The following is a 21,134-nucleotide window of genomic DNA, read 5'->3' as shown; positions in this document are numbered from 1 at the left end:
GGCCCAATTCTCCCCCGAAGATATTTGGGGCAAAAAGAACGAGCCCCCCGGGGGGCGGCATTTTGTGCGCATGCAGAAAAATCTCTGACAGCCCCGACGCGGCGCGATAAGCTGCGCCCATGTCGATCTGGAGCCGCATATCCGAAGCCGTTTCGAAACTGGCGCGGGGAGAAAGCCTCGCTTCGGTCTTCGACGTGTTGCGCACGCCGCCCGAACGCTCCGTAGCCTTCACCATCGCCGTCATCGCCCTGGGGGCAAAGATGGCCAAGGCGGACGGGCAGGTCACCCGGAACGAGGTGACGGCCTTCCGCGAGGTGTTCCGCATCGCCAAGCGGGATGAGAAGGAGGCGGCCAAGGTCTTTGACCTCGCGCGGCAGGACGTGGCGGGGTTCGATGTCTATGCCCGGCGCATCGCCGCCATGTTCGGCCCCAGGAGCGAGACGCTATGCGATATCCTGGACGGGCTGTTTCACATCGCCATGGCCGACGGCGGTTATCACCCGGCGGAGGACGAGTTCCTGGCCGAGGTCGCCCGTATCTTCGGCATGGACGAGGCCCGGTTCCGCAACATCCGTTTCCGTCACGTGCCAGATGCCATGGCCGACCCCTATTCCATCCTGGGGTTGGACCCGGGCGCCACCTATGACGAGGCCCGCGCCGCCTGGAAAAAGGCCGTGCGCGAATGCCATCCCGACCGCCTCGCCGCACGCGGCCTGCCGGAGGAGGCCATCGGCATGGCCGAACGCCGCATGATGGACCTCAACCGCGCCTGGGAGGAGATCACCGCCAAACGCAGCCGGGCAGGGGCCCCGGTGGCCTGAGCCATGCGCATCGCCGCCTATAACATCGAATGGTTCGACGCGCTTTTCGACGATCGGGGCCAGTTGCTGATGGACGACAACTGGTCGGCCCGCCGCGACGTGACCCGGGCGCAGCAGATCGAGGCGCTCGGCCTCGTTTTCACCGCGATCGATGCCGATGCCGTCATGGTGATCGAGGCGCCGGACACCAATTCCCGCCGCTCCACCATTCACGCACTGCAGGCGTTCGCCGAGGCCTTTTCCCTGCGGGCCCGGCGCGCCGTCATCGGTTTTCCCAATCAGACTCAGCAGGAAATCGCGCTGCTGTACGATCCCGATGTGATGACCGCCGAGCACAGCCCGCAAGGCCTGGTCGACGCGCGCCATGCGCCGCGTTTTGACGGGCGGTTCCGGATCGACCTGGATATCGACGCCACCGAGGACGAGATCGTATATTCAAAACCGCCGCTGGAATTGGCCGTGACCCTGGCGACGGGCCGGGCGCTGCGCATGATCGGGGTGCATCTGAAATCCAAGGCCCCGCATGGCGCGATAAACCGGGACGAGGTCATGCGCCTCTCCATAGCCAACCGCCGCAAGCAACTGGCCCAGGCGATCTGGCTGCGCCAGCGCATCGCCCAGCACCTGGCGGAGGGGGAGAGCCTGATCCTCCTCGGCGATCTGAACGACGGTCCGGGGCTGGATGAATACGAACACCTCTTTGGCCGGTCCTCGGTCGAGATCGTGATGGGGGCGGAAGAGCCGCGCCTTTACGATCCCCATGCCGAGACGGCCCTGCGCAGCAAGCTGACAGCGCCGCCCTCCTCCGCGCGGTTCTACATCAAGCCGGAGAAACGGTTTCTTCAGGCCCTGCTGGATTACATCATGATCTCGCCTGATCTGCGCGCCCATAACCCGCGCTGGCGGATCTGGCATCCCTTCGACGACCCCGAATGCTGGGGGCGGGCGGAGCTGCGGGACGCGCTGATCGCGGCGTCGGATCATTTCCCTGTGGTGCTGGATATCGACATCTGACCTACACGGAGGGCGGGTTGCGCCCTATATTGGCCTCATGAAACGCATCGTCCTGATCGTCGCCCTTCTGTTGCCATTGCCTGTCGCCGCTCAGGAGAGCCCGCCTGACGAAGAAGGCCCCTCGTTGATGGAACGCGGCGCGCAGCTGTTTTTCCGGGGTCTGGCCGAGGAAATGGACCCGGCGCTGCGCGGGCTGCGCGATTTCGCCGAGGAGGCGGGACCGGCCATGCAGAGCTTCATGGCCGAGATGGGCCCCGCGCTGGTCGATCTGTTCGAGACCGTGAAGGATTTCAGCGCCTACCACCCGCCGGAGATCCTGCCAAACGGCGACATCATCCTGCGTCGCAAGGCCGAAGAGCCGCCGCTGGACCTGCCCGAACCCGGCCCGAACGGCGAGGTGGAGCTGTAGTGCCCCCGCGCCCCGGCCCCGCGCCGGGGCCCCGCAGGAAAACCGCACGCCCCCGCCCCCGCGCCGGGGCCTCTCCCCTGGTGTACAGCCTGCAAAACCACTGCGCCCCGCGCCCGGGTCTCTGATCCCCCATTTGGCACAGGGTCCCGGCGCGAGGGCAGGCCATGACGCACTGCTTCAAGAGGTCCCGGCACGGGGGCCGGGACATGGCGCATTGCATTGACGGCAATACCGGCGCTTCGTTCCGAGACCCCGCCCTACCGCGTCATGCTGACATCGAGGTCCGCATTGAGTGAGGAGGCCAGTGACTTGAGCCGCGCCATGGCCACTTCGCCAAGCAGCGGCCAGGCCGCTTCGGTCAGGCGCAATTCCAGCACCTTCTTCTTGGGGAACCAGCGGAATTCCCCGGGGATCGAATCCTGCTCCAGCCAGAGCATCGCGCCGAACCGCATCGCCTTGCCGACGATTTCGGCCTGCCGCTGCTCCTCCTCCGGGAGGAAGTGATAGAGGTCTTCGAACGATGTGCCCTCGCGCTTGTTGCGATAGCGATGCAGCAGCGCCAGTCCCAGGAAGATCCGCTCCGAATGCTTCAGCCCGCCCAGGTTGGCGCGGGTCGCATTGTCGAAACAGACCTCCGCCCGGTAGTCCGGATGCGCCCGCCAGGTCACGTCGTGCAACAGGCAGGCCGCGCGGATGATCCGTTTGCGCTCGTCGCGGGCGGATTTGAAGATCGGCAGGATGAAATTGTAGAGCGTCCGGCCGAACCCCGGCAGGCGCGCATCCTTGGCCTCGGCAAAGCGGCAGGCCTCGATCAGCGGATCGCGGTCGCGCAGGGCCTGCGGCATCTGCTGATAGAGCAGCCCTTCGCGGATCCCGTAGCTGGAAATCGCGATGTCATGCGGGCGGAAGGCGCGCACGACCTCCGTCAGCACCTCGGAGGCGAAGGGCACCAGGTCCATCCGTGCGGAGGAGATGGAGCAGCGCGCCCGCAGCTCGTCCAGGTCGTTGTCGCGGATATACTGCGCCGTGGCCCGCACGGCCTTGGTCGACATGCGGTATTCGTGCAGCACATGCAGGGGATAGTTCAGCCGGTCCATGTCGACCCGGGCGATGGCCCGCCACGACCCGCCGACCAGGAACAGCCGGTCCCGCTGCGATCCCATCTCCTCGGCCAGCCTTTCGACCTGCTCCTTGATATAGGCGCGGCGGCCCTTGCGCCCGCCCTTGATCTCCCGCAGCTTCAGCGGCCCCAGGGCCGAGGTCACGCGCCGCCCGACCTGGCCGCCCTTGATCTCGGCCAGCTCCATCGACGACCCGCCGATGTCGCAGACCAGGCCATAGCTGCCCGGCCAGCCCAGCATCACGCCCTGCGCCGACAGCCGCGCCTCTTCCTCGCCGGGGATCACCTTGATCTCCAGCCCGGTTTCCCGCTGGACCTGGGCGACGAAATCCGGCCCGTCCTCCGCATCGCGCACCGCGGCGGTGGCGACCGCAGTCAGCGGTACCGCCTCCATCCCGTGCGCCAGCAGCTGGAACCGGTGAACCGCCGCCAGCGCGCGCTTGCGCCCCTCGGGGTTCAGCCGCCCGGTTTCGGAAAGGCCCGCGCCCAGGGCGCACATGATCTTTTCGTTGTAGAAATAGGCCGGACTGCGCGCCGCGCCGTCGAACACCACCAAACGGACAGAGTTCGACCCGATATCCACCACACCGACACGGCTGAGGTGGCGCACCGAAGGATCGGCAAAGAGTGGCCGCTGAAACGGCCCCCAGTCGGTGTCGTCGCCAATGCCGGGGTCGGAGCTTCCATCCATGGTCTTCGGCCTGCCGCTGATCTTCGGGTCCTTCTTTGCAGCCGGACCGCGCGGCGTCAACCAAGCAGGCCCTTTGAATCGGTAACAGAAAAGGGTGACGTGACAGGCGATGTGCGGAATGGCAAACTTTCGCCACTCCTGCGAGTCCCCCCGTTAACCAGTCAAGAGGCCCCCCATGCAGCCGACCCCCTATCTGTTCTTTCCCGGAACCTGCCGCGAGGCGATGACCTTCTACGCCGCGCTCTTTGGCAAGCCGGACTCGCTCGAGATCATGTCGATGACCGCCATGCCCGACGATGCGAAAGCCGAGATGGGGGAGTTTGACCCCGAGGCCGTCATGCATTCCGCGCTCGCCGTGGGGGAGGGGTGGATCTATGCCTCCGACGATCCCGACCGCACCGCGCCCATGTCGGGCGTCAGTATCAGCCTCGACTTCCCGACGGAGGCAGAAGCCCGCCGCGTCTTCGACGCCCTGGCAGAGGGCGGGGAGGTGCGGATGCCGTTGTCTCCCATGTTCTGGGCGCCGCTCTTCGGTATGCTGACCGACCGCTTTGGGGTCAGGTGGATGGTGGCGCAGGCGGCTGAGGAAGGCTGACCAACCCGCCCAGTGTGGCGGGGTTCATCCCCACCATAAATCGCCACCCGCTATCCCTCACTCCGCCTCATGCGTCAGCACGGGCACGTCCTTCGCCCCGGCGGACCCGCGCCCCGAAAGCGACGGGTTTTCCATGAAGAACCGGTGGCAGTTGAAGGCGAACTGCCCCTTGGGGATCGGCACGCGGGCGAAATGCCCGTCCGGCTGCATCACCCAGCTCTGCGCCTGATCCGCCAGGTTCGCGGCCATGATCTGACCGACGATCTGTGCCTTGACCGTGGCATTTGTGATCTCCACCAGCGTCTCCACCCTGCGGTTCAGATTGCGCCCCATCCAGTCGGCGGAGGAAATGAAGACCCGCGATCCCTTGGACGGCAGCCCGTGCCCATTGCCGAAACAGACGATGCGGCTGTGCTCCAGAAACCGGCCGACGATGGATTTCACCCGGATATTCTCCGACAGCCCCTTCACACCGGGCCTCAGCCCGCAGATGCCCCGGATCACCAGGTCGATCTTCACGCCCGCCTGGCTGGCCCGGTATAGGCCGTCGATCACATCCGGCTCGATCAGCGAATTCATCTTGGCCCAGATCTGCGCGGGGCGGCCGGCGCGGGCGTGCTCTGCCTCGGCCTCGAATTGCTCCAGCAGGAAATCCTTCATCCGGTGCGGGCTGATCTTGAGGTTTTCCAGCGTCTCGGGCTGCGCGTAACCGGAGAGATAGTTGAAGACCTTCGTCGCGTCGCGGCCCAGTTGGGCATCGCAGGTGAAGAAGCTGAGGTCGGTATAGATCCGCGCCGTGATCGGGTGGTAATTGCCCGTCCCGTAGTGCGTATAGGTGACCAGTCGGTCGCCCTCCCGCCGCACCACGGTGGAGATCTTGGCATGCGTCTTCCAGTCGACAAAGCCATAGACCACATGTGCACCGGACCGTTCCAGCCGCCGCGACTGACGAATATTCGCGGCTTCGTCGAACCGCGCCTTCAACTCGACCAGTGCGGTGACGGATTTCCCGTCCTCCGCCGCCTCGCAGAGCGCCTCGACAATCGGTGAATTCTTCGAGGTCCGATATAGCGTCTGCTTGATCGCCACCACATCCGGGTCGCGCGCGGCCTGCTCCAGGAAGCGGACCACCATGTCAAAGGTCTCATAGGGGTGGTGCAGCAGCATGTCCTTGCGCCGGATCGCGGCGAACATGTCGCCCTCGTGATCCTGCACCCGTTCCGGCACGCGCGGGGTGAATTGCGGCCACAGCAGATCGGGCCGCTCGTCGATCACCAGCTCCCGGAGGTCGGAGATCCCGATGATACCGTCGACCTCGATCACCTCCTCCTTGCGCACATGCAGCTCGCGCATGATGATCTCGCGCAGGGCGGCGGGCGCGTTGGCGGAAATCTTCATCCGCACGACCTCTCCCCGCCGACGGCGTTTCAGCGCGGTCTCGAATTCGCGCACAAGGTCCTCGGCCTCTTCCTCCACTTCCAGATCGCTGTCGCGCAGCACCCGGAAGGTGCAGGAGCCTGTGGTGCGATAGCCCGGGAATAGCTGCCCGATGTTCAACAGCAGCAGCTCCTCCAGCGGCAGGAACCGGTTCTGTCCGGGGCCGGAGGGCAGGGGGATGAAACGGTCGATCTGATGCGGGATCGGCAGCAGCGCCTGCAGCGTCCGCCCGTCGCGCCGCCGTTCGAGCATCAGCGCGAAGGAAAAGCCGGTGTTGGGGATGAAGGGAAAGGGATGCGCCGGGTCGACGGCCAGCGGCGACAGCACCGGAAAGACCCGATAGAGGAACACATCCGCCAGATAGGTCTTGTCCGCCTCGGTCAGTTCCTCGCGGTCAAGGATCGCGATCCCGACCTCCCGCATCTGCGCCTGCAGCTTGTCCAGGATATCCTGCTGCCGCTGCATCAGCCGCCGCGCGTCGGCGTCGATCAGGTCCAGCTGTTCGGCCGGGGACAGCCCGTCGGCGGCGGGGGTGGTATTGCCCTCCCGCATCAGCTCCCGCAGGCCGGCGACGCGGACGGTGTAGAACTCGTCCAGGTTGGTCGCGCTGATCGACAGGAACCGCAACCGTTCCAGCAGCGGCACGCGCGGGTTCTCCGCTTCCTCCAGCACCCGCCAGTTGAAGCCCAGCCAGCTCAGCTCCCGGTTCACGAACCGTCCCGGCCCGGACAGGAATTTCTGGTCCAGCTCCTGCGGTTCGGGAAAGTCTGAGTGGAGGAAATCTGCGCTGGTCATCTTCTGTCCGGGAAAAATTCGAGGTCTGGCAGTCCTATCCAGACCGTAAGACGCTTTTATGACTCTGTGGGGTCAAGCTTGTCCAGAACCTCCCCCGCAAGTCGCACGGTGATCGCGCGGCGCTGGGCCAGCGATGCCTCATCCAGCGCCGAAACCACCCGCCGCGCCCCCTCGAACGACCGATCCATGCGCCGGGTCAGGTAATCGACCACCTGATGCGGCACCTGCAGCTGCCGGTCGGAGAAAAGCTTGACCAGCAGCGTGCTCAGCAGGGCGTCATCCGGGGCTTCCAACACCGCCGATTGCGCCTGTTGCAACCGGCTGTGCAGGTCCGGCAGGCGCAGGGGCCAGGCCGCCACGGCCAGCGCCCCGGTCAGCAGCAGGGCATGCCCCTCGGCCTGCATCAGGTTGTGCAGGTGGAACAACGCCTCTTCGCCCTCACGCGTCGCGATGCCGTCCACGTCTTCCACCGCCACCGGTCCGGTCGCCAGCGCCGGGATATCCGCCCCGGCCAGCGCAGTGGCCGGGATGATCCGCGCGCCGCTCTCCGCCGCCCAGATATGCGTCAGATGGGTCTTGCCCGACCCCGCGGGTCCGGTCAGCACCAGCTTGCCCCGCGGCCAGTCGCGCCAGCCATCCAGCATCGCCAGCGCAACCGCATTGCCCGGCGCGACCATGAAGTCGTCCCGGCCCAACCCCGGCCTGCGGGGATGTTCGAGAGGCAGGGGGTCACTCATGTCTCAGTCCCGCGGACCGGATGTGCTGTCGTAGCCGCGATACAGCTGGCTGTCCTTGTACTGCGAAATCACGAACCGCATCAGCACCCCGATCGCTGCCGCCACCGGCACCGCCACCAGCATCCCGACAAATCCGAAGAGCGAGCCGAAGACCGACAGCGCAAAGATCAGCCAGACTGGGTGCAGCCCGACCGACGAGCCAACGAGGTTGGGCGTCAGCACATTGCCCTCGATCACCTGCCCCAGCACGAAGATCCCCGCGACGAGGCCGATGGACACCCAGTCGCCCCAGAACTGGAACAGCGCAAGACCGATCGCCATTGCGCCGCCCAGCAGGGCGCCGACGTACGGAATGAAGGTAATCAGGCCCGCAAAGGCCCCCACCACCAGGCCGAACTGCAGCCCGACCAGCATCAGCGCCACCGCGTAATAGGTGCCCAGGATCAGACAGACCGTGCCCATGCCACGGATGAAGGAGGCCAGTGTCTTGTCGATCTGCGATGCCAGATTGCGGATCACAGGCGCATGGTCGCGCGGCAGCATGTCGTCGATCTGGGCAATCATCCGATCCCAGTCGTACAGCAGGTAGAAGGCCACCACCGGGACGATCACGAAGAGCATCACCACGTTCAGCAGCGACCCGACCGAGGTCAGCGCCGTCTGCAGCAACTGCCCGCCCTTGGATTGTATCGTCTCACCGACAGAGGTCAGGGATTGCCGCAGGATCGAACTGTCGTCCAGCAGATCCGGGAACCGCGTCGTCAGAAAGCGCTGCAATTCGTTCAGCAGTTTTGGCACCGTATCGAAGAGCGCGAGCGCCTGGTTGATCAGCGTCGGAATGACCAGCAGCGCCAGCAGGACAAAGATCAGCAGCGCCCCGAGAGTGATCAGCGCCGTGGCCAGCGCCCGGCTCGCCCCCGCCGCTTCGATCCGGTCGGCCACGGGATCCAGGAAATAGGCCACGGCCCCGCCCAGAACGAAGGGCAGGATCACATCGCCCAGCCACCAGAGCGCCAGGAAAAAGATCGCCGCAGCGACCCCCCAGTATTTCATCTGCTGCCTGACGGGTAGAGCCATGGCTGTCCTTTCCATTTCCCGCAATTGTCGCCGTATTGGCCACGGTCTTCAAGTGGTTGCGGCGGCGCGACCGGTCAAGGCCGGGCGCACCATCCAGTGGCATCCCTCGCGACCCGAAACAAGCGGCAGTAAAGCACCCCCGTGCCCCGGCCTTGCGCCGGGGCCCCGCGCAACAGAGCACCACCACAGCGCCCGGACGCCCGCCGCGAGGTCCCGGCGCGGAGGCCGGGACAGGCGGCACGCCCCGCGACAAAGGTAGGGAATTCCAGACTGTCGAATCCCCTGACCCGGCGTCATTCTGTCCCTGTTCCGACCATTCGAGGGCTAGGCCCCGGGTCAGGGGGCTTGGCCCCGAGGAACCACAAACGACCCCGGCATGCCGCCATATTGCGGATCCTGTCGGGCCCTCGTCCCGTCGCATGGGTCACTGTCCCGATCCGAATGCGGCAGCCTGCGCCGCTCATCCCCACCCTCGTGGCGGCGCAGGCACCCTTTCCCGCCTGCAGGCCAACATCACGTGTCGCTGCCCTTGTCTCGCCCATGCCGCGTCAGTAAACCGCTAGGGAATGCCGATCCAAAGGACACCCCGATGCGCCTGAGCCGCTACTTCCTGCCCGTTCTCAAGGAAACCCCCGCCGACGCCCAGATCGTCAGCCACCGCTACATGCTGCGCGCCGGCATGATCCGGCAGGCCAGCGCCGGCATCTATTCCTGGCTGCCGCTCGGCTTCAAGGTGCTGCGCAAGATCGAGACCATCGTGCACGAGGAACAGCAGCGCGCGGGCCATATCCCCATGCTGATGCCGACGCTGCAGTCCGCGGATCTCTGGCGCCAGTCCGGCCGCTATGACGCCTACGGCCCGGAAATGCTGCGCATCACCGACCGGCATGACCGCGAGATGCTCTATGGTCCGACGAACGAGGAAATGATCACCGATATCGTCGCCAACTACGTCACCTCCTATAAGGCGCTGCCGCTGACCCTCTACCACATCCAGTGGAAGTTCCGCGATGAGGTCCGCCCCCGCTTTGGCGTCATGCGCGGCCGCGAATTCCTGATGAAGGACGGCTACAACTTCGACCTGACCAAGGAAGACGCGCTGCACGCCTACAACCGCCACCTCGTCAGCTACCTCCGGACCTACGAACGCATGGGCCTTCAGGCGATCCCGATGCGCGCCGACAGCGGCCCGATCGGCGGCGATTACACTCATGAATTCCTCGTGCTGGCCGAGACCGGGGAATCGGAGGTCTTCTACGACAGCGAGATCACCGACCTGAAGTTCGGCGACCGCGAGATCGACTATGACGACAAGGCCCAGTGCCAGGCGGTGCTGGAGGAGTTCACCTCCCGCTACGCCCGCACGGACGAGACCCATGACGAGGCCGTCTTCAATGAGATCCCCGAGGCGCGTCGTCGCTCCGCCCGCGGTATCGAGGTCGGTCAGATCTTCTACTTTGGCACCGAGTATTCGGAAAAGCTGGGCGCCTTCGTCCAGACCGCCGATGGTGGCAAGACGCCCCTGCACATGGGGTCGCACGGCATCGGTGTCTCCCGCCTGCTCGGCGCGATCATCGAGGCCAGCCATGACGACAAGGGCATCATCTGGCCCGAGGGTGTCACACCTTTCCATGTCGGCATCGTCAACCTCAAGCAGGGCGATGACGAAGCAGACGCGGCCTGCCAGTCGCTCTATGACGCCTTCACCGCCCTCGGGCTGGAACCGCTTTACGACGACCGCGACGAACGCGCGGGCGGCAAGTTCGCCACGATGGACCTGATCGGTCTACCCTGGCGGATCACCGTCGGGCCGCGCGGCCTCAAGAACGGGGTGGTCGAACTGACCTCCCGCCGCACCGGGGAAAGCGAAGAGCTGCCCCCCGAAGAGGCCGTCAAACGCGTCGCGGCGATCTACGCCGGACTTTGATGCGCTGGCTGGTCCTCCTGCTCTGTCTGACCGCCTCGCTGGTCCGGGCGGAGGATGTGGAGGACCGGGCCCGGCTCTTCGAACAGACCTACGCCGATTGGATGGACATGGCCGACGTCAGGGCAGGGGCCATCGCCCTGCGCTACGACGGTCGGCCTGTCGCCACCTGGGCGCGCGGCATGGCGCCGGACCGGCCCGTCGCCATCGCCTCCCTCTCCAAATCAATCACCGCCGCCTGCGTCGCCGCCCTGGTCGATGCGGGCGACCTGACGTACGACACGCCCGCCCGCGATGTGCTGGACCTGCCCGATGCGGCCCCGACGACCATTGGCGCGCTGCTCAGCCATGCCACCGGCCTGCGGAAAGACTACACCCAGGGTCCCATGGCCTTCTGGCGCGACCGGCCGGAGCCGCGCTGGCAGGAGATCACCGAGCGCGCCCTTGCTCCCGACCGCCTGACCCCGGGCGCGCCAAGCTATTACTACAGCAACGAAAACTACGCCGTCCTCGGCACGGTGATCGAGGCCATCACGGGCCAGCCCTATGACACCGCCTGCCGAACCCTCGTCCTTGACCCCGCGGGCGTCACGGCCGAACCGTCGGACCGGTTCGGTGCCTACCTGCCCTGGGGGGGATGGGCGTTGAGCGTGGGTGATTTCGCACAATTCCTCGATCATGTCGCCGGCCCCGAGGGCGTGCTGACCGACCGGCTCTCCGATCTGCCACGTATCCCCATTGACGGCCCGTTGAGCTATGGCATGGGCCTGTTGCAGCGCGACACGGGCGAGGCGATCAATGTCTGGCACTTCGGCGCGCTCTGTTTCATCGACGGGCCGAACCTGGGCAGCTACGCCGTCCACTGGCAGGCCGGCTGGACCGTGACGGTCTGGTACGACGCCTGCGCCACCCTGCCGGATATGCAGGCGCTGGACATGGCCCTGGCCAAGGTGGCCCACGGCGGCCAGTAGGACGCGAGACGAGCGCCCGTATCCAAGCCGCGGAAATTCCGGTAAGCTTGCGGAAAAACCGGGCAGACCATGATCGCACGTACCCTTACCCTGATTGGCGGGCTGGCAGGGGCCGCAGGCCTCTCGCAATTCCCCGAGTATTCGCAGCAATATACGCAGCGCCTGGCCGGGGCGGTGGACGAACTCACCCGCGTCGTGGATGACTTCGACCGCTCTGCCACCGCAGAAGGCCTGACGAGGGACGAGGCCCTGTCCGCCATGACCGGCAGCGGCTTTGTCGAACGCCGCCGCGCCGACATGATCCGGACCCTGGCCCGCCACGAGGATCTGACTGCCGATCTCAATGCCCTGAAAGCCAGCGGCCCCTTCACCCGTGCCTATCGCATCACCCATTTCAACGACGCAGAGGTCGCCCGCCGCGCCTTGCAGGATTACCAGCCCGCCCTGCCGCTGACCTTCGCCGGCGGCAGCTTCGCCGCCATTGGCGCCGTCCTGGGCATGCTGGCGGTCGGGGTGATCGGGTCCCTGCTGTCCATGCTGTTCGCGCTGCTGTCGGCCCCGTTCCGCCGCCGCAGACCCTCTTGACGCCACGCCCCCCACGCCGCACATCTGCCAGACCCCAGCCTAGGAGAGCCCATGTCGGCCAGCCCGCCCCCCTTTGCCCCGTTCGAATGGATGATCGCCTGGCGTTACCTCCGGGCCCGCCGGGCCGAGGGCGGCGTATCGGTGATGACCTGGATCAGCCTGATCGGCATCGCCCTCGCCGTCGCCGCCCTGATCATCACCCTCTCGGTGCGGGCCGGGTTCCGGGCGGAGTTTGTCGATACGATCCTCGGCGCCAATGCCCATGTCACGGTCTACAACGCCGGCGCGCCGGATGCGGCGGGCAATCTGGTGCGCACGATCGAGGACTACGACGAGATGGCCGCGCGGATCGCGGGCGTGCCCGGCGTGACCCATGCCGCGCCCCTGGTCAAAGGTCAGGTGATGGCCTCCGCCCGGGGCGATACAGCCGGGGTGCAGGTCTACGGCATCCGCGCCGCTGACCTCGCCGATATTCCCCGCATCGTGAACCCCGAAACCTCGCAGGGCGACCTCGCCCGGTTCGAGGAGGGGGTCGCCCTCGGCTCCGGCGTCGCGCGCGACCTGAACCTGACGCTCGGGGACCGGATCAAGCTGATCTCGCCCGACGGGGTGAAGACGGCCTTTGGCACCAGCCCACGCGTGAAGACCTACGAGATCACCTATATCTTCACCGCTGGGCGCTACGACATCGACCAGACCCGCCTCTATATGCCCTTCGCCGAGGCGCAGAGCTACTTCAACCGTGAAAACGTCGCGGACGAGATCGAGGTGATGATCGCCGACCCCGAGCGGGTAGACCAAATGGCGCTGCCCCTGCTGAACGTCGCGGGCGAACGGGCCTTGATCTGGACCTGGCGCGACGCCTCCGGCGCCTTCCTGCGGGCCCTGGATATCGAGGACAACGTGATGTTCATCATCCTCTCGGTCCTCGTGCTGATCGCCTCGATGAACATCGTCTCCGGCCTCATCATGCTGGTGAAGAACAAGGGCCGCGACATCGGCATCCTGCGCACCATGGGGCTGACCGAAAGCTCCGTGCTGCGGGTTTTCTTCCTTTGCGGCGCAACGACCGGCCTGATCGGCACCCTGCTGGGCCTGATCCTTGGCTGCCTCTTCGCCATCTACATCGACCCGATCTTCGCCCTGGTGGACCGCCTGTCCGGCGGCGGCGTCTGGGATCCGTCGATCCGCGGCATCTACGCCCTGCCGGCCAAGCTGCAGATGGCCGATGTCCTCTCGGCTGTCGCCCTGTCGCTCGGCCTGTCCTTCCTGATTACCATCATCCCGGCCCGTCGCGCCGCGCGGATGAACCCGGTGGAGGCGCTGCGCTATGAGTGACACGGTCCTCGAACTCACCGGCATCGAAAAGGTCTACAAACGCGGGAAGCCCGGCGAGGTGCAGGTGCTGCGCGGCGTCGACCTGACCCTGCGCAGTGGCGAGGCCGTGGCCCTCGTCGCCCCCTCGGGCGCGGGAAAATCCACGCTGCTGCATATCGCCGGCCTCCTGGACCAGCCCGACACGGGCGAGGTCGCAATCGGCGGCGCGGCGATGCAGGGCCTGGGCGACCGCCGCCGCACCGCCGTGCGCCGCGATCAGGTCGGCTTTGTCTATCAGTTCCACCACCTGCTGCCGGAGTTTTCGGCCGAGGAAAACATCGTCTTGCCGCAGCTGGCCAACGGCATCGCCCGCAGCGCGGCCCGCGCCCGGGCGGCGGAGCTGCTGGAGACTGTCGGCATCGCGGAGCGCGCGGATCATCGCCCCGCGGCTTTGTCTGGCGGCGAACAGCAACGGGTGGCCTTCTGCCGCGCGCTGGCCAATGCCCCGCGCGTGCTGCTGGCGGATGAACCGACCGGCAACCTCGATCCCGAGACCTCGGACCGTGTCTTTGCCGCGATGATGGACCTGGTGCGCCAGACCGGCCTGGCTGCCCTGGTCGCCACCCACAACATGGAACTCGCCGCGCGCATGGACCGTGTCCTGCGGCTGGAGAACGGGGTGCTGGTGGCAGTGTAGGGTAATGGGTCCGGAGGATCCATCCTACATGGACCGAGCTGCCGACCGTAGGATGGGTGCTCCGCACCCATGTGATCCGCCAGACCGGCCGCGCCGACCTTGCCCCCACCACATAAAGCGCGCCGCGCGCAAAGGTGGGTCCTGCGACTGAAAAACGGGGCGCCCACGGCGGGGTAGGCTCGGAACGGTCGGGGGCTTGCTCAGACCACCTCAGTAGGCGAGACGGTAGTAGGGCGCTTCGAAGTTGTCTTCCATCCCGTTGTCACAGAACCCCATGGTCATGTTCGAGGTGCCAGAGATGGTGCTGCCGGACACGATGGACGCGCCCTGGATGCCGCCCGCATTGGCGGAAAAGCTGACAGGCCCCTTTGCAATCACCTGACCGCCAAAGAACCGCAGGTCACTGGGCACATCCATGCCGCCGTAGGTGATGATCTGTGCCCCGCCGCCCGTGGCGCAGTTGTCGTTCTTGCCGATCTGCAGGGACGAGGCTGCGTAGACGGATTTGTCATCGGTCGACCGCGTGAAGATCACGGCGTCTTCCAGCGTCACGCCCTGCCCGAATTTGACTGGACAGTCGGTGACCATCACAACGTATTGCAGCACCGATCCCGCCTCGATCGTGACACTCTGCCCGCTGCAGGTGACCCGGTGAACGCGGCCCGGCAGGAAGTCCGTCGTGCCAAGCTTTTTGCTCGACAGGATGATCGGGGCGGAGCCGGAGACGTAATTAGGCAGATAGCTCCCCGAGGCGAGATAGAGATCGTCGTGGATCCGCTCCAACTTGTTCAGGATGCGCAGCCGGTATTGACCGTTCCGCAGCGCGGCCTGCAGCCCCTCGTTGGTTTCAAATCCCGAACGGGGCAGATCAACTTCGCTGCTGTCGGGCATGGACACGATCGTCCCCGCCTCCCAGGTGTTGTTGGAGTTGACGGACACGTAGCGGTTCGAGTGGATGCAGAACCCGTCCTGAAAGCCGTTGTTCGACTGGACGTCGACCACATCTTCACCGACGAAACCCTCGCGGAAGCAATGCGGGCGGAACCCGACGAAAACGGCCTGGGCGGCGAGGTCCCAGAACGGCTCGCCCACCATCTTGAACAGATGCGCGGAAACCGCATTGCCGCGCGCCGCCGTGCGCCCGGGCCGGACGCGGACGGCATCCAGGGAATACGGATCAGGTGTGAAGGTCCTGGTCGCATAATCCCAATGGCCGAACTCGACATCCTCGGCCCGCAGAACCGTCCCATACTCGCTCGCCGGCATGGCGTGCTGTGCCAGTTCCACAGCCTTGAGCTTGGCATCCGACGACGGGTTCGTCTCGCGGTAGTAGATCGCCGCATGCGCCGCCGCATCCGCAGCCACCTGCAGCTGGTTCCGCGCCGCCAGCAGGTAGGCGAAGTCGATGGCCAGCGCACTGACCGCCAGCAGACCGGCCAGGAAGTACAGCGACAGGATCGTCATGCTGCCGGACGGATCACGGACAAGTCGGCGCAAAAGGGCCCGCATGATCAATACTCCATGAAGTGCTGGGCGGAGATGTTGACCCGGATGTTCAACAGGTCGTCCACGACGTGGGGCATGAACAGGTTCGAAATCTGGTAGCTGACGTCCGACGTCACGACCCCGTTGTCGATCGTCGTCGACACCGTTGCTCCGGGCGCGAAGCCGGTGATGTGGCTCGAAATGTAGCTTTCGGTCTCCGCCGTGGTGCGCATGTACCCGGTCGAAAGGATGCGGTTGGCGTCCTGTACGATGCGGAAGGCCACGTTCTTTTGATACAGGATCAGCGACGCGTTGATGATCATCACCAGCACCCAGACAAAAACCGGAAGCCAGATCAGAGTTTCGATCGTCGCGGATCCCTCTTCGGAGGTCCGATAACGGTGCAGCAGTCTTTTCATATTCTTCTTACTTTCAGGGCATTTCTTGACCCAGGTGAGCAAAGCAAGAATTCCCTCATGAAGAAGGCGGAACCGTGACCGAATCGCGGAGGAGTCGCGACTTGGGCGGAAAATTGACCGGGACTGTTTCGCCTCCGTGAATGGTTGTGCGCCGAGGGCGCCGTTGTTCCAAACTCGACGCCAAATCCAAAGCCATTTGCCGCTCAAACCTTGCAGACAAGAGCCGGGGATTCGATTGGGCATTACGCGCGAGTCCAGAGCGATGACTGCAAAACCGCTGTTGCGCATTGGCGTCAGGTTGGGGGAGACAGCAATAGACCGGCCACATTCAGGGCCGGTCTGTCAGGCTCTCCAACACTGCCGAGCCGGGTTTTTGCCACGTTCCTGCGCGGGGCACCAAAGATCCAGCCCGATCCCGCATGAGATGGGTCCGGAGGACCCATCCTACTTGGAGCCATCCGGCCGTAGGATAGGTGCTACGCACCCATCTCTCCCACCCGTCGCTTCCACGTCGAACCGTAGGATGGGTGCTTTGCACCCATCTCTCCAACTCGTCGCCCTAACGTCAGAGGTCCAGATCCTCCGCGAACCTTGCCCGCTCCTGGATGAACTGGAATCGCAGCTCGGGCTTCTTGCCCATCAACCGCTCCACCAGATCCCCGGTCTCGCCCGGCGCGTCCTCGTCCACGGTCACGCGGATCAGCTTGCGGGTCTTGGGATCCATCGTGGTTTCCTTCAGATCCTTCGCATCCATCTCGCCCAGACCCTTGAAGCGGCTGACGTCAATCTTGCCCTTGCCGCCCAGACCCTTCTCCAGCCACATGTCCCGCTCGGCCTCGTCCTGGACATAGACGCGATGCGGCCCCTGGGTCAGGCGGAACAGCGGCGGGCAGGCGAGGTAAAGGTGGCCCCTGTCGATCAGCGGACGCATCTGGGAAAAGAAAAAGGTCATCAGAAGCGAGGCGATATGAGCCCCGTCGACATCCGCATCGGTCATGATGATGATCTTGTCATAGCGCAGGTCATCAAGGTTGAACTTGGTTCCCAACCCGACGCCCATGGCCTGGCAGAGGTCGTTGATCTCCTGATTGGTTCCGATCTTGTTGGAGGCCGCGCCCAGCACGTTCAGGATCTTGCCCTTCAGCGGCAGCAGCGCCTGTGTCTTCCGGTCCCGGCCCATCTTGGCCGACCCGCCGGCCGAGTCACCCTCGACGATGAACAGCTCCGTCCCCTCGCGGTTGGTCGCCGAACAGTCGGTCAGCTTACCGGGCAGGCGCAGCTTCTTCGTCGCCGTCTTCCGCTGCGTCTCCTTCTCCTGCCGCCGCCGCAGACGCTCTTCCGAGCGCAGGACGAGGTAATCGAGGATCGCCCCGGCGGATTTCGTATCCGCCGCCAGCCAGTTGTCGAAATGGTCGCGCACCGCGTTCTCGACCAGCCTTTGCGCCTCCACCGTGGCCAGCCGGTCCTTGGTCTGGCCCACGAACTCCGGCTCGCGGATGAAACAGGACACCAGCGCGCAACCGCCGTAGATCAGGTCGTCGCGGGTGATCTGGCCTGCCTTGCGGTTGTTCACCAGCTCGCCATAGGCCTTGATCCCCTTCAGGATCGCCGCCCAGAAGCCCGCCACATGCGTCCCGCCCTCGGGGGTCGGCACGGTGTTACAGTAGGACTGGATGAAGCCGTCGCGGACAGGCGTCCAGTTGATCGCCCATTCCACCCGGCCCGGCACGCCGAAGCGGCCCTGAAAATCGACCCGACCGGCAAAGGGCGCGTCGGCATAGACCATCGCCCCGACCATCGTCTCGCGCAGGTAATCCGCCAGACCGCCGGGGAAGTGGAACGTGGCCTCCGTCGGCGTCTCTCCGTCGTCGATGGCGGATTTCCAGCGGATTTCTACGCCCGAGAAGAGGTAGGCCTTCGACCGGATCGACTTGAAGAGCCGCGCTGGTTTGAACTTGTGATGACCAAAGATCTCCGCATCCGGGTGGAAGGTCGTCGTGGTCCCGCGCCGGTTCGGCGCTGCCCCGATCTCCTCCAGCGGGCCAAGCGGCACGCCGCGCGAAAACCGCTGCTCCACCAGCTTGCGGTCCCGCGCGACCTGCACCACCAGCGAGTCCGACAGCGCGTTCACGACCGAGGCCCCGACGCCGTGCAGACCGCCCGAGGTCTCGTAGGCCTTGCCGCCGAACTTGCCGCCCGCGTGCAGGGTGCACAGGATCACCTCCAGCGCCGATTTGCCCGGGAACTTCGGGTGCGGGTCGAACGGCATGCCGCGCCCGTTGTCGCGGATGGTGATCGAATAATCCTCGTGCAGCTCCACCTCGATCCGGTTGGCATGTCCTGCCACCGCCTCGTCCATGGAGTTGTCGAGAACCTCCGCCACCAGATGGTGCAACGCGCGTTCGTCGGTGCCACCGATATACATGCCGGGGCGCTTTCGGACGGGCTCCAGCCCCTCCAGCACCTCGATCGAGGAGGCGTCGTAGCTATCCGGTTCATTGGAGGTCAGAAGGTCGTTGGCCATGCGCTGCTCTTTGTCTGGTTGGCCCGCATTATTGCAGCCCGGAGGCGCCGGATACAAGCATTCGCAGGTCTCGCGAGGGGCGTTGCCGACACGCAGCCCGGATTTGTCCGGAGATTCAGCGGGAAAGCGCGTGAGCCAGTGGTTCGAACGCAGACCAGAGGCGTTCGAACTCCGCCGACAGGGCGCCGGGAAGGTCGGTGTTCGGCACCTCCATGGCCCGGAAAAGGCCCATGCCCTTGCGCCGCAGGAACTCTCCCTGCGGATGATCCTTGGGGTAGGGCGGGGGCACGCGTTTCAACGCCGCCTCCCGCATCGTTGCCCCAAGTGCCAGCTGCGTTTGCACCCCCGCCGCGATCGCGGCCCCCTCGGGCCCCGCCATCACCTCCCGCCAGCGCGTCAACGCCGGGCCGTCGAAACTCATGAACCCCGCCCCGACCCGCACGGAGTCGGTCTCGATCCCGAAGAACCACCCCATCGGCGCCACCCCGGCCGAGGGCGCGTACCACAGCATATGCAGGTGATCCTTGTAGGGCGGCTGGCCCTTGGCAAAGCGCAGGTCACGATTGATCCGGAACAGCTTGGTCCTGACCGGCCCGCCCGTCATCCGGTCAAGCGTCGGCACCAGCGTCTCCAGCAGCAGCTCCGCCGGCCGCTTCAGATTGGCGCGATACTCGTCCTTGTGCGCCTCGTACCAGTCCTTGCTATTGTTCGCGGACAGGCGGCGGCAGAAATCCTGCGCGTCCGGGATCAGGCGGTCAAAGGCGTCGGGCATCGGGTCCTCCGAAAGGATGCTGCGACCAGCCTAGCCGGTCGCGGCACATATCCAAACCCGCTTCTGCGGTGCCCCCGTCAGGCCGCCAGCGCCGCGCGGGTCCGCCCGATCATCAGCGCGGCTTCTGCGGCCTCGCGTCCCTTGGTCACGAAATGCTCCGCGTAGATCCGGTTGTGATGCTCCGTCTCCTGATACTGATGCGGGGTGAGCGAGACCGACAGAACCGGCACGCCGGTATCCATCCCCGCCCGCATCAGCCCGTCGACCACGGCCTGCGCGACAAAGTCATGGCGGTAGATGCCGCCATCGACGACAAGGGCCGCCGCCGCAACGGCCACATACCGCCCGGAGGCGGCAAGGTCCCGCGCCAGCAGGGGCATCTCAAAAGCACCGGGCACATCAAAGACATCGACCTGATCCGCCGGGATCAACTCGCAGAACCCGTCCAGAGCACGGGATACGATGTCGGAATGCCAGTTCGCCTTGATGAAGGCATATCGGGTGTGTGTCATGGTGATCTCCTTTCGCAACAGACACGTCACCCAAGGCGATCACGGGCCACGCCGCCCTGCAGGGCCGCGTCGCTCGTTCTCTTTCATCCGGACTATGACCGTCGGCCCAGGCCTCTCACCTGGTCTGCTGACCCCCGGCCTGACGGCGCGGGGCGCTCGCGGGCTTACGGGACATCGCCCGCATACCGCCGGTGGGGAATTCCGCCCCGCCCTGAGAACAGGCCATAGTTGCCCCGTGCCGACGGCCGAGGCAAGACAAAGATGCAGATGGGATCAGACTTTGCCGCTCAGCCAGCCGCGGATGATCTGGGCCACCTGCGCCGGGCGCTGATGGACGATCCAGTGATCCGCATCCTCGATTTCCACCCGGGTGAGCTTGTCGCAATACCGCTCCAGCCCCTCGTTGGATTCCGGCAGCAGCGCGGTGTCGCCCAGCCCCCAGATCAGCAGATGCGGCATCGTGACCCGAAACGGATCGACCGGCAGCGGCAGGATATCGGCCCCGACCCCCGGCTCCGGCACCACCAGCGACGTCGCGCGATACCAGTTCAGCATCCCCGTCAGCCGTCCTGGCCGCGACCACTCCGCCACATACTCGGCCCGTCGGTCCGGCGTCATCCAGGACATGTCCATATTCTCGGCAAAGAGCGACAGCAACTTCGCATGACCATCCGCCGACAGCCGCTCCTCCGCATCCTCGCGGCGCAGGAAATGGATGTACTGCGAGGCCGCCGCCTGTGTCCCGCCATTGGCCAGTGCCCGCTGGAACGGCCCGGGGTGCACCCCGTTGAGGATCACCAGACGATCCACCAGATCCGGGCGCTTGATGGCCAGCGCATAGGCCACCCCGGCGCCCCAGTCATGGCCGATCACGCTGACCGGCCCGCCGATCTGTTCGACCAGGGCCGCCATGTCCCCGACCAGCTGCGTCATCTTGTAGGCCTCGACCTCGGGCGGCGCGTAGCTTTGCCCATAGCCGCGCTGGTCCGGGGCGATGCAGTGATACTGGTCCGCCAGCAGCGTCGCCAGATCGCCCCAGGCCCCGCCGTATTCGGGGAACCCGTGCAGCATCAACAGGGTAGGCGAACCGGAGTCCCCCCATTCCCGTAGATGAAAACTATGGCCATTCAGCTGTATGTCGCGCTCATTCATGGGGGGCAACCTGACCGGGGTCCTGCCACGTATCAAGGCCAAACAAGTTAACAGTTTGTTATGGTTGGCGCCGCAATACC

General features: G+C 65.6%; 19 protein-coding genes and 1 riboswitch. Of the genes, 9 read left to right on the top strand and 10 right to left on the bottom strand.

Annotated features, from left to right (window positions below; genetic code table 11):
• Positions 1-119 precede the first annotated feature (119 nt).
• The 3 genes from ACFC2Y_RS13570 to ACFC2Y_RS13560 are packed head-to-tail and all read left to right on the top strand — an operon-like array spanning position 120 to position 2,244.
• Complete coding sequence (locus ACFC2Y_RS13570; protein WP_375175672.1) at positions 120-821, top strand: TerB family tellurite resistance protein; 702 nt, start codon at positions 120-122, stop codon at positions 819-821.
• Positions 822-824: 3 nt separating this feature from the next.
• Positions 825-1,835, top strand: a complete 1,011-nt coding sequence (locus ACFC2Y_RS13565) for an endonuclease/exonuclease/phosphatase family protein (protein ID WP_375175673.1) — start codon at positions 825-827, stop codon at positions 1,833-1,835.
• Positions 1,836-1,872: 37 nt separating this feature from the next.
• Positions 1,873-2,244, top strand: a complete 372-nt coding sequence (locus ACFC2Y_RS13560) for a hypothetical protein (protein WP_375175674.1) — start codon at positions 1,873-1,875, stop codon at positions 2,242-2,244.
• A 257-nt stretch (positions 2,245-2,501) separates the two neighbouring features.
• Here the strand turns inward: ACFC2Y_RS13560 and ACFC2Y_RS13555 are convergent, their stop codons facing one another.
• The gene (locus ACFC2Y_RS13555; protein WP_375175675.1) at positions 2,502-4,055 is read right to left on the bottom strand and encodes a Ppx/GppA family phosphatase; all 1,554 of its coding nucleotides are present in this window, start codon (positions 4,053-4,055) and stop codon (positions 2,502-2,504) included.
• Positions 4,056-4,230: 175 nt separating this feature from the next.
• On the opposite strand from ACFC2Y_RS13555, the gene ACFC2Y_RS13550 reads away from it, so the two are divergent.
• Positions 4,231-4,650: a VOC family protein gene (locus ACFC2Y_RS13550; RefSeq protein ID WP_375175676.1), complete on the top strand. Its 420-nt coding sequence runs from the start codon at positions 4,231-4,233 to the stop codon at positions 4,648-4,650.
• Positions 4,651-4,707: 57 nt separating this feature from the next.
• Here ACFC2Y_RS13550 and ACFC2Y_RS13545 read toward each other — a convergent pair whose 3' ends face one another.
• Genes ACFC2Y_RS13545 through ACFC2Y_RS13535 form a run of 3 tightly spaced genes read right to left on the bottom strand, consistent with a single transcriptional unit; the run spans position 4,708 to position 8,696 of the window.
• Positions 4,708-6,882, bottom strand: coding sequence for an RNA degradosome polyphosphate kinase (locus ACFC2Y_RS13545; protein WP_375175677.1), 2,175 nt, complete (start codon positions 6,880-6,882; stop codon positions 4,708-4,710).
• Positions 6,883-6,938: 56 nt separating this feature from the next.
• Complete coding sequence (locus ACFC2Y_RS13540) at positions 6,939-7,619, bottom strand: chromosomal replication initiator DnaA (protein ID WP_375175678.1); 681 nt, start codon at positions 7,617-7,619, stop codon at positions 6,939-6,941.
• A 3-nt stretch (positions 7,620-7,622) separates the two neighbouring features.
• Positions 7,623-8,696, bottom strand: coding sequence for an AI-2E family transporter (locus ACFC2Y_RS13535; protein ID WP_375175679.1), 1,074 nt, complete (start codon positions 8,694-8,696; stop codon positions 7,623-7,625).
• Positions 8,697-9,285: 589 nt separating this feature from the next.
• Here ACFC2Y_RS13535 and proS point away from each other — a divergent pair.
• The 5 genes from proS (at position 9,286) to ACFC2Y_RS13510 (ending at position 14,190) form a co-directional block, all read left to right on the top strand.
• Complete coding sequence (gene proS / locus ACFC2Y_RS13530; protein ID WP_375175680.1) at positions 9,286-10,623, top strand: proline--tRNA ligase; 1,338 nt, start codon at positions 9,286-9,288, stop codon at positions 10,621-10,623.
• Positions 10,623-11,591 (top strand): serine hydrolase domain-containing protein, encoded by a 969-nt coding sequence (locus tag ACFC2Y_RS13525; RefSeq protein ID WP_375175681.1) that lies wholly within the window; start codon positions 10,623-10,625, stop codon positions 11,589-11,591. Before proS ends, ACFC2Y_RS13525 begins: the two co-directional genes overlap by 1 nt.
• 69 nt (positions 11,592-11,660) lie before the next feature.
• Positions 11,661-12,176, top strand: a complete 516-nt coding sequence (locus tag ACFC2Y_RS13520) for a DUF2937 family protein (RefSeq protein ID WP_375175682.1) — start codon at positions 11,661-11,663, stop codon at positions 12,174-12,176.
• Between the two features lie 51 nt (positions 12,177-12,227).
• Complete coding sequence (locus ACFC2Y_RS13515; protein ID WP_375175683.1) at positions 12,228-13,514, top strand: lipoprotein-releasing ABC transporter permease subunit; 1,287 nt, start codon at positions 12,228-12,230, stop codon at positions 13,512-13,514.
• The gene (locus tag ACFC2Y_RS13510) at positions 13,507-14,190 is read left to right on the top strand and encodes an ABC transporter ATP-binding protein (protein ID WP_375175684.1); all 684 of its coding nucleotides are present in this window, start codon (positions 13,507-13,509) and stop codon (positions 14,188-14,190) included. Before ACFC2Y_RS13515 ends, ACFC2Y_RS13510 begins: the two co-directional genes overlap by 8 nt.
• Before the next feature lie 210 nt (positions 14,191-14,400).
• Here ACFC2Y_RS13510 and ACFC2Y_RS13505 read toward each other — a convergent pair whose 3' ends face one another.
• From ACFC2Y_RS13505 to ACFC2Y_RS13480, 6 genes are all read right to left on the bottom strand, one after another.
• Entirely contained in the window at positions 14,401-15,699 is a 1,299-nt protein-coding gene (locus ACFC2Y_RS13505; RefSeq protein ID WP_375175685.1) for a pilus assembly protein TadG-related protein, read from the bottom strand.
• 2 nt (positions 15,700-15,701) lie between these two features.
• A complete protein-coding gene (locus ACFC2Y_RS13500) occupies positions 15,702-16,094 on the bottom strand; it encodes a TadE/TadG family type IV pilus assembly protein (protein WP_375175686.1) in 393 nt (130 codons plus the stop codon).
• Between the two features lie 565 nt (positions 16,095-16,659).
• On the bottom strand, positions 16,660-18,618 hold the full coding sequence (parE, locus tag ACFC2Y_RS13495) for a DNA topoisomerase IV subunit B (RefSeq protein WP_375175687.1): 1,959 nt from the start codon (positions 18,616-18,618) through the stop codon (positions 16,660-16,662).
• Positions 18,619-18,733: 115 nt separating this feature from the next.
• Positions 18,734-19,390 (bottom strand): DUF2461 domain-containing protein, encoded by a 657-nt coding sequence (locus ACFC2Y_RS13490; protein WP_375175688.1) that lies wholly within the window; start codon positions 19,388-19,390, stop codon positions 18,734-18,736.
• A 77-nt stretch (positions 19,391-19,467) separates the two neighbouring features.
• Positions 19,468-19,902: a 6,7-dimethyl-8-ribityllumazine synthase gene (locus ACFC2Y_RS13485; RefSeq protein WP_375175689.1), complete on the bottom strand. Its 435-nt coding sequence runs from the start codon at positions 19,900-19,902 to the stop codon at positions 19,468-19,470.
• A 71-nt stretch (positions 19,903-19,973) separates the two neighbouring features.
• Positions 19,974-20,125: riboswitch (FMN riboswitch) on the bottom strand.
• Positions 20,126-20,175: 50 nt separating this feature from the next.
• A complete protein-coding gene (locus ACFC2Y_RS13480; RefSeq protein ID WP_375175690.1) occupies positions 20,176-20,973 on the bottom strand; it encodes an alpha/beta fold hydrolase in 798 nt (265 codons plus the stop codon).
• Positions 20,974-21,134 lie beyond the last annotated feature (161 nt).

It is taken from the genome of Pseudooceanicola sp. (genome assembly GCF_041987405.1).
Lineage (GTDB): Bacteria > Pseudomonadota > Alphaproteobacteria > Rhodobacterales > Rhodobacteraceae > Pseudooceanicola.
This window is presented reverse-complemented; position numbering and strand designations above follow the sequence as displayed.

Excerpts from the sequence above, each read along its gene's own strand:
- ACFC2Y_RS13570 (WP_375175672.1), top strand. The coding sequence starts at position 120 with ATGTCGATCTGGAGCCGCATATCCGAAGCCGTTTCGAAACTGGCGCGG.
- ACFC2Y_RS13565 (WP_375175673.1), top strand. The coding sequence starts at position 825 with ATGCGCATCGCCGCCTATAACATCGAATGGTTCGACGCGCTTTTCGAC.
- ACFC2Y_RS13560 (WP_375175674.1), top strand. The coding sequence starts at position 1,873 with ATGAAACGCATCGTCCTGATCGTCGCCCTTCTGTTGCCATTGCCTGTC.
- ACFC2Y_RS13555 (WP_375175675.1), bottom strand. The coding sequence starts at position 4,055 with ATGGATGGAAGCTCCGACCCCGGCATTGGCGACGACACCGACTGGGGG.
- ACFC2Y_RS13550 (WP_375175676.1), top strand. The coding sequence starts at position 4,231 with ATGCAGCCGACCCCCTATCTGTTCTTTCCCGGAACCTGCCGCGAGGCG.
- ACFC2Y_RS13545 (WP_375175677.1), bottom strand. The coding sequence starts at position 6,882 with ATGACCAGCGCAGATTTCCTCCACTCAGACTTTCCCGAACCGCAGGAG.
- ACFC2Y_RS13540 (WP_375175678.1), bottom strand. The coding sequence starts at position 7,619 with ATGAGTGACCCCCTGCCTCTCGAACATCCCCGCAGGCCGGGGTTGGGC.
- ACFC2Y_RS13535 (WP_375175679.1), bottom strand. The coding sequence starts at position 8,696 with ATGGCTCTACCCGTCAGGCAGCAGATGAAATACTGGGGGGTCGCTGCG.
- proS (WP_375175680.1), top strand. The coding sequence starts at position 9,286 with ATGCGCCTGAGCCGCTACTTCCTGCCCGTTCTCAAGGAAACCCCCGCC.
- ACFC2Y_RS13525 (WP_375175681.1), top strand. The coding sequence starts at position 10,623 with ATGCGCTGGCTGGTCCTCCTGCTCTGTCTGACCGCCTCGCTGGTCCGG.
- ACFC2Y_RS13520 (WP_375175682.1), top strand. The coding sequence starts at position 11,661 with ATGATCGCACGTACCCTTACCCTGATTGGCGGGCTGGCAGGGGCCGCA.
- ACFC2Y_RS13515 (WP_375175683.1), top strand. The coding sequence starts at position 12,228 with ATGTCGGCCAGCCCGCCCCCCTTTGCCCCGTTCGAATGGATGATCGCC.
- ACFC2Y_RS13510 (WP_375175684.1), top strand. The coding sequence starts at position 13,507 with ATGAGTGACACGGTCCTCGAACTCACCGGCATCGAAAAGGTCTACAAA.
- ACFC2Y_RS13505 (WP_375175685.1), bottom strand. The coding sequence starts at position 15,699 with ATGCGGGCCCTTTTGCGCCGACTTGTCCGTGATCCGTCCGGCAGCATG.
- ACFC2Y_RS13500 (WP_375175686.1), bottom strand. The coding sequence starts at position 16,094 with ATGAAAAGACTGCTGCACCGTTATCGGACCTCCGAAGAGGGATCCGCG.
- parE (WP_375175687.1), bottom strand. The coding sequence starts at position 18,618 with ATGGCCAACGACCTTCTGACCTCCAATGAACCGGATAGCTACGACGCC.
- ACFC2Y_RS13490 (WP_375175688.1), bottom strand. The coding sequence starts at position 19,390 with ATGCCCGACGCCTTTGACCGCCTGATCCCGGACGCGCAGGATTTCTGC.
- ACFC2Y_RS13485 (WP_375175689.1), bottom strand. The coding sequence starts at position 19,902 with ATGACACACACCCGATATGCCTTCATCAAGGCGAACTGGCATTCCGAC.
- ACFC2Y_RS13480 (WP_375175690.1), bottom strand. The coding sequence starts at position 20,973 with ATGCTGCACGGGTTCCCCGAATACGGCGGGGCCTGGGGCGATCTGGCG.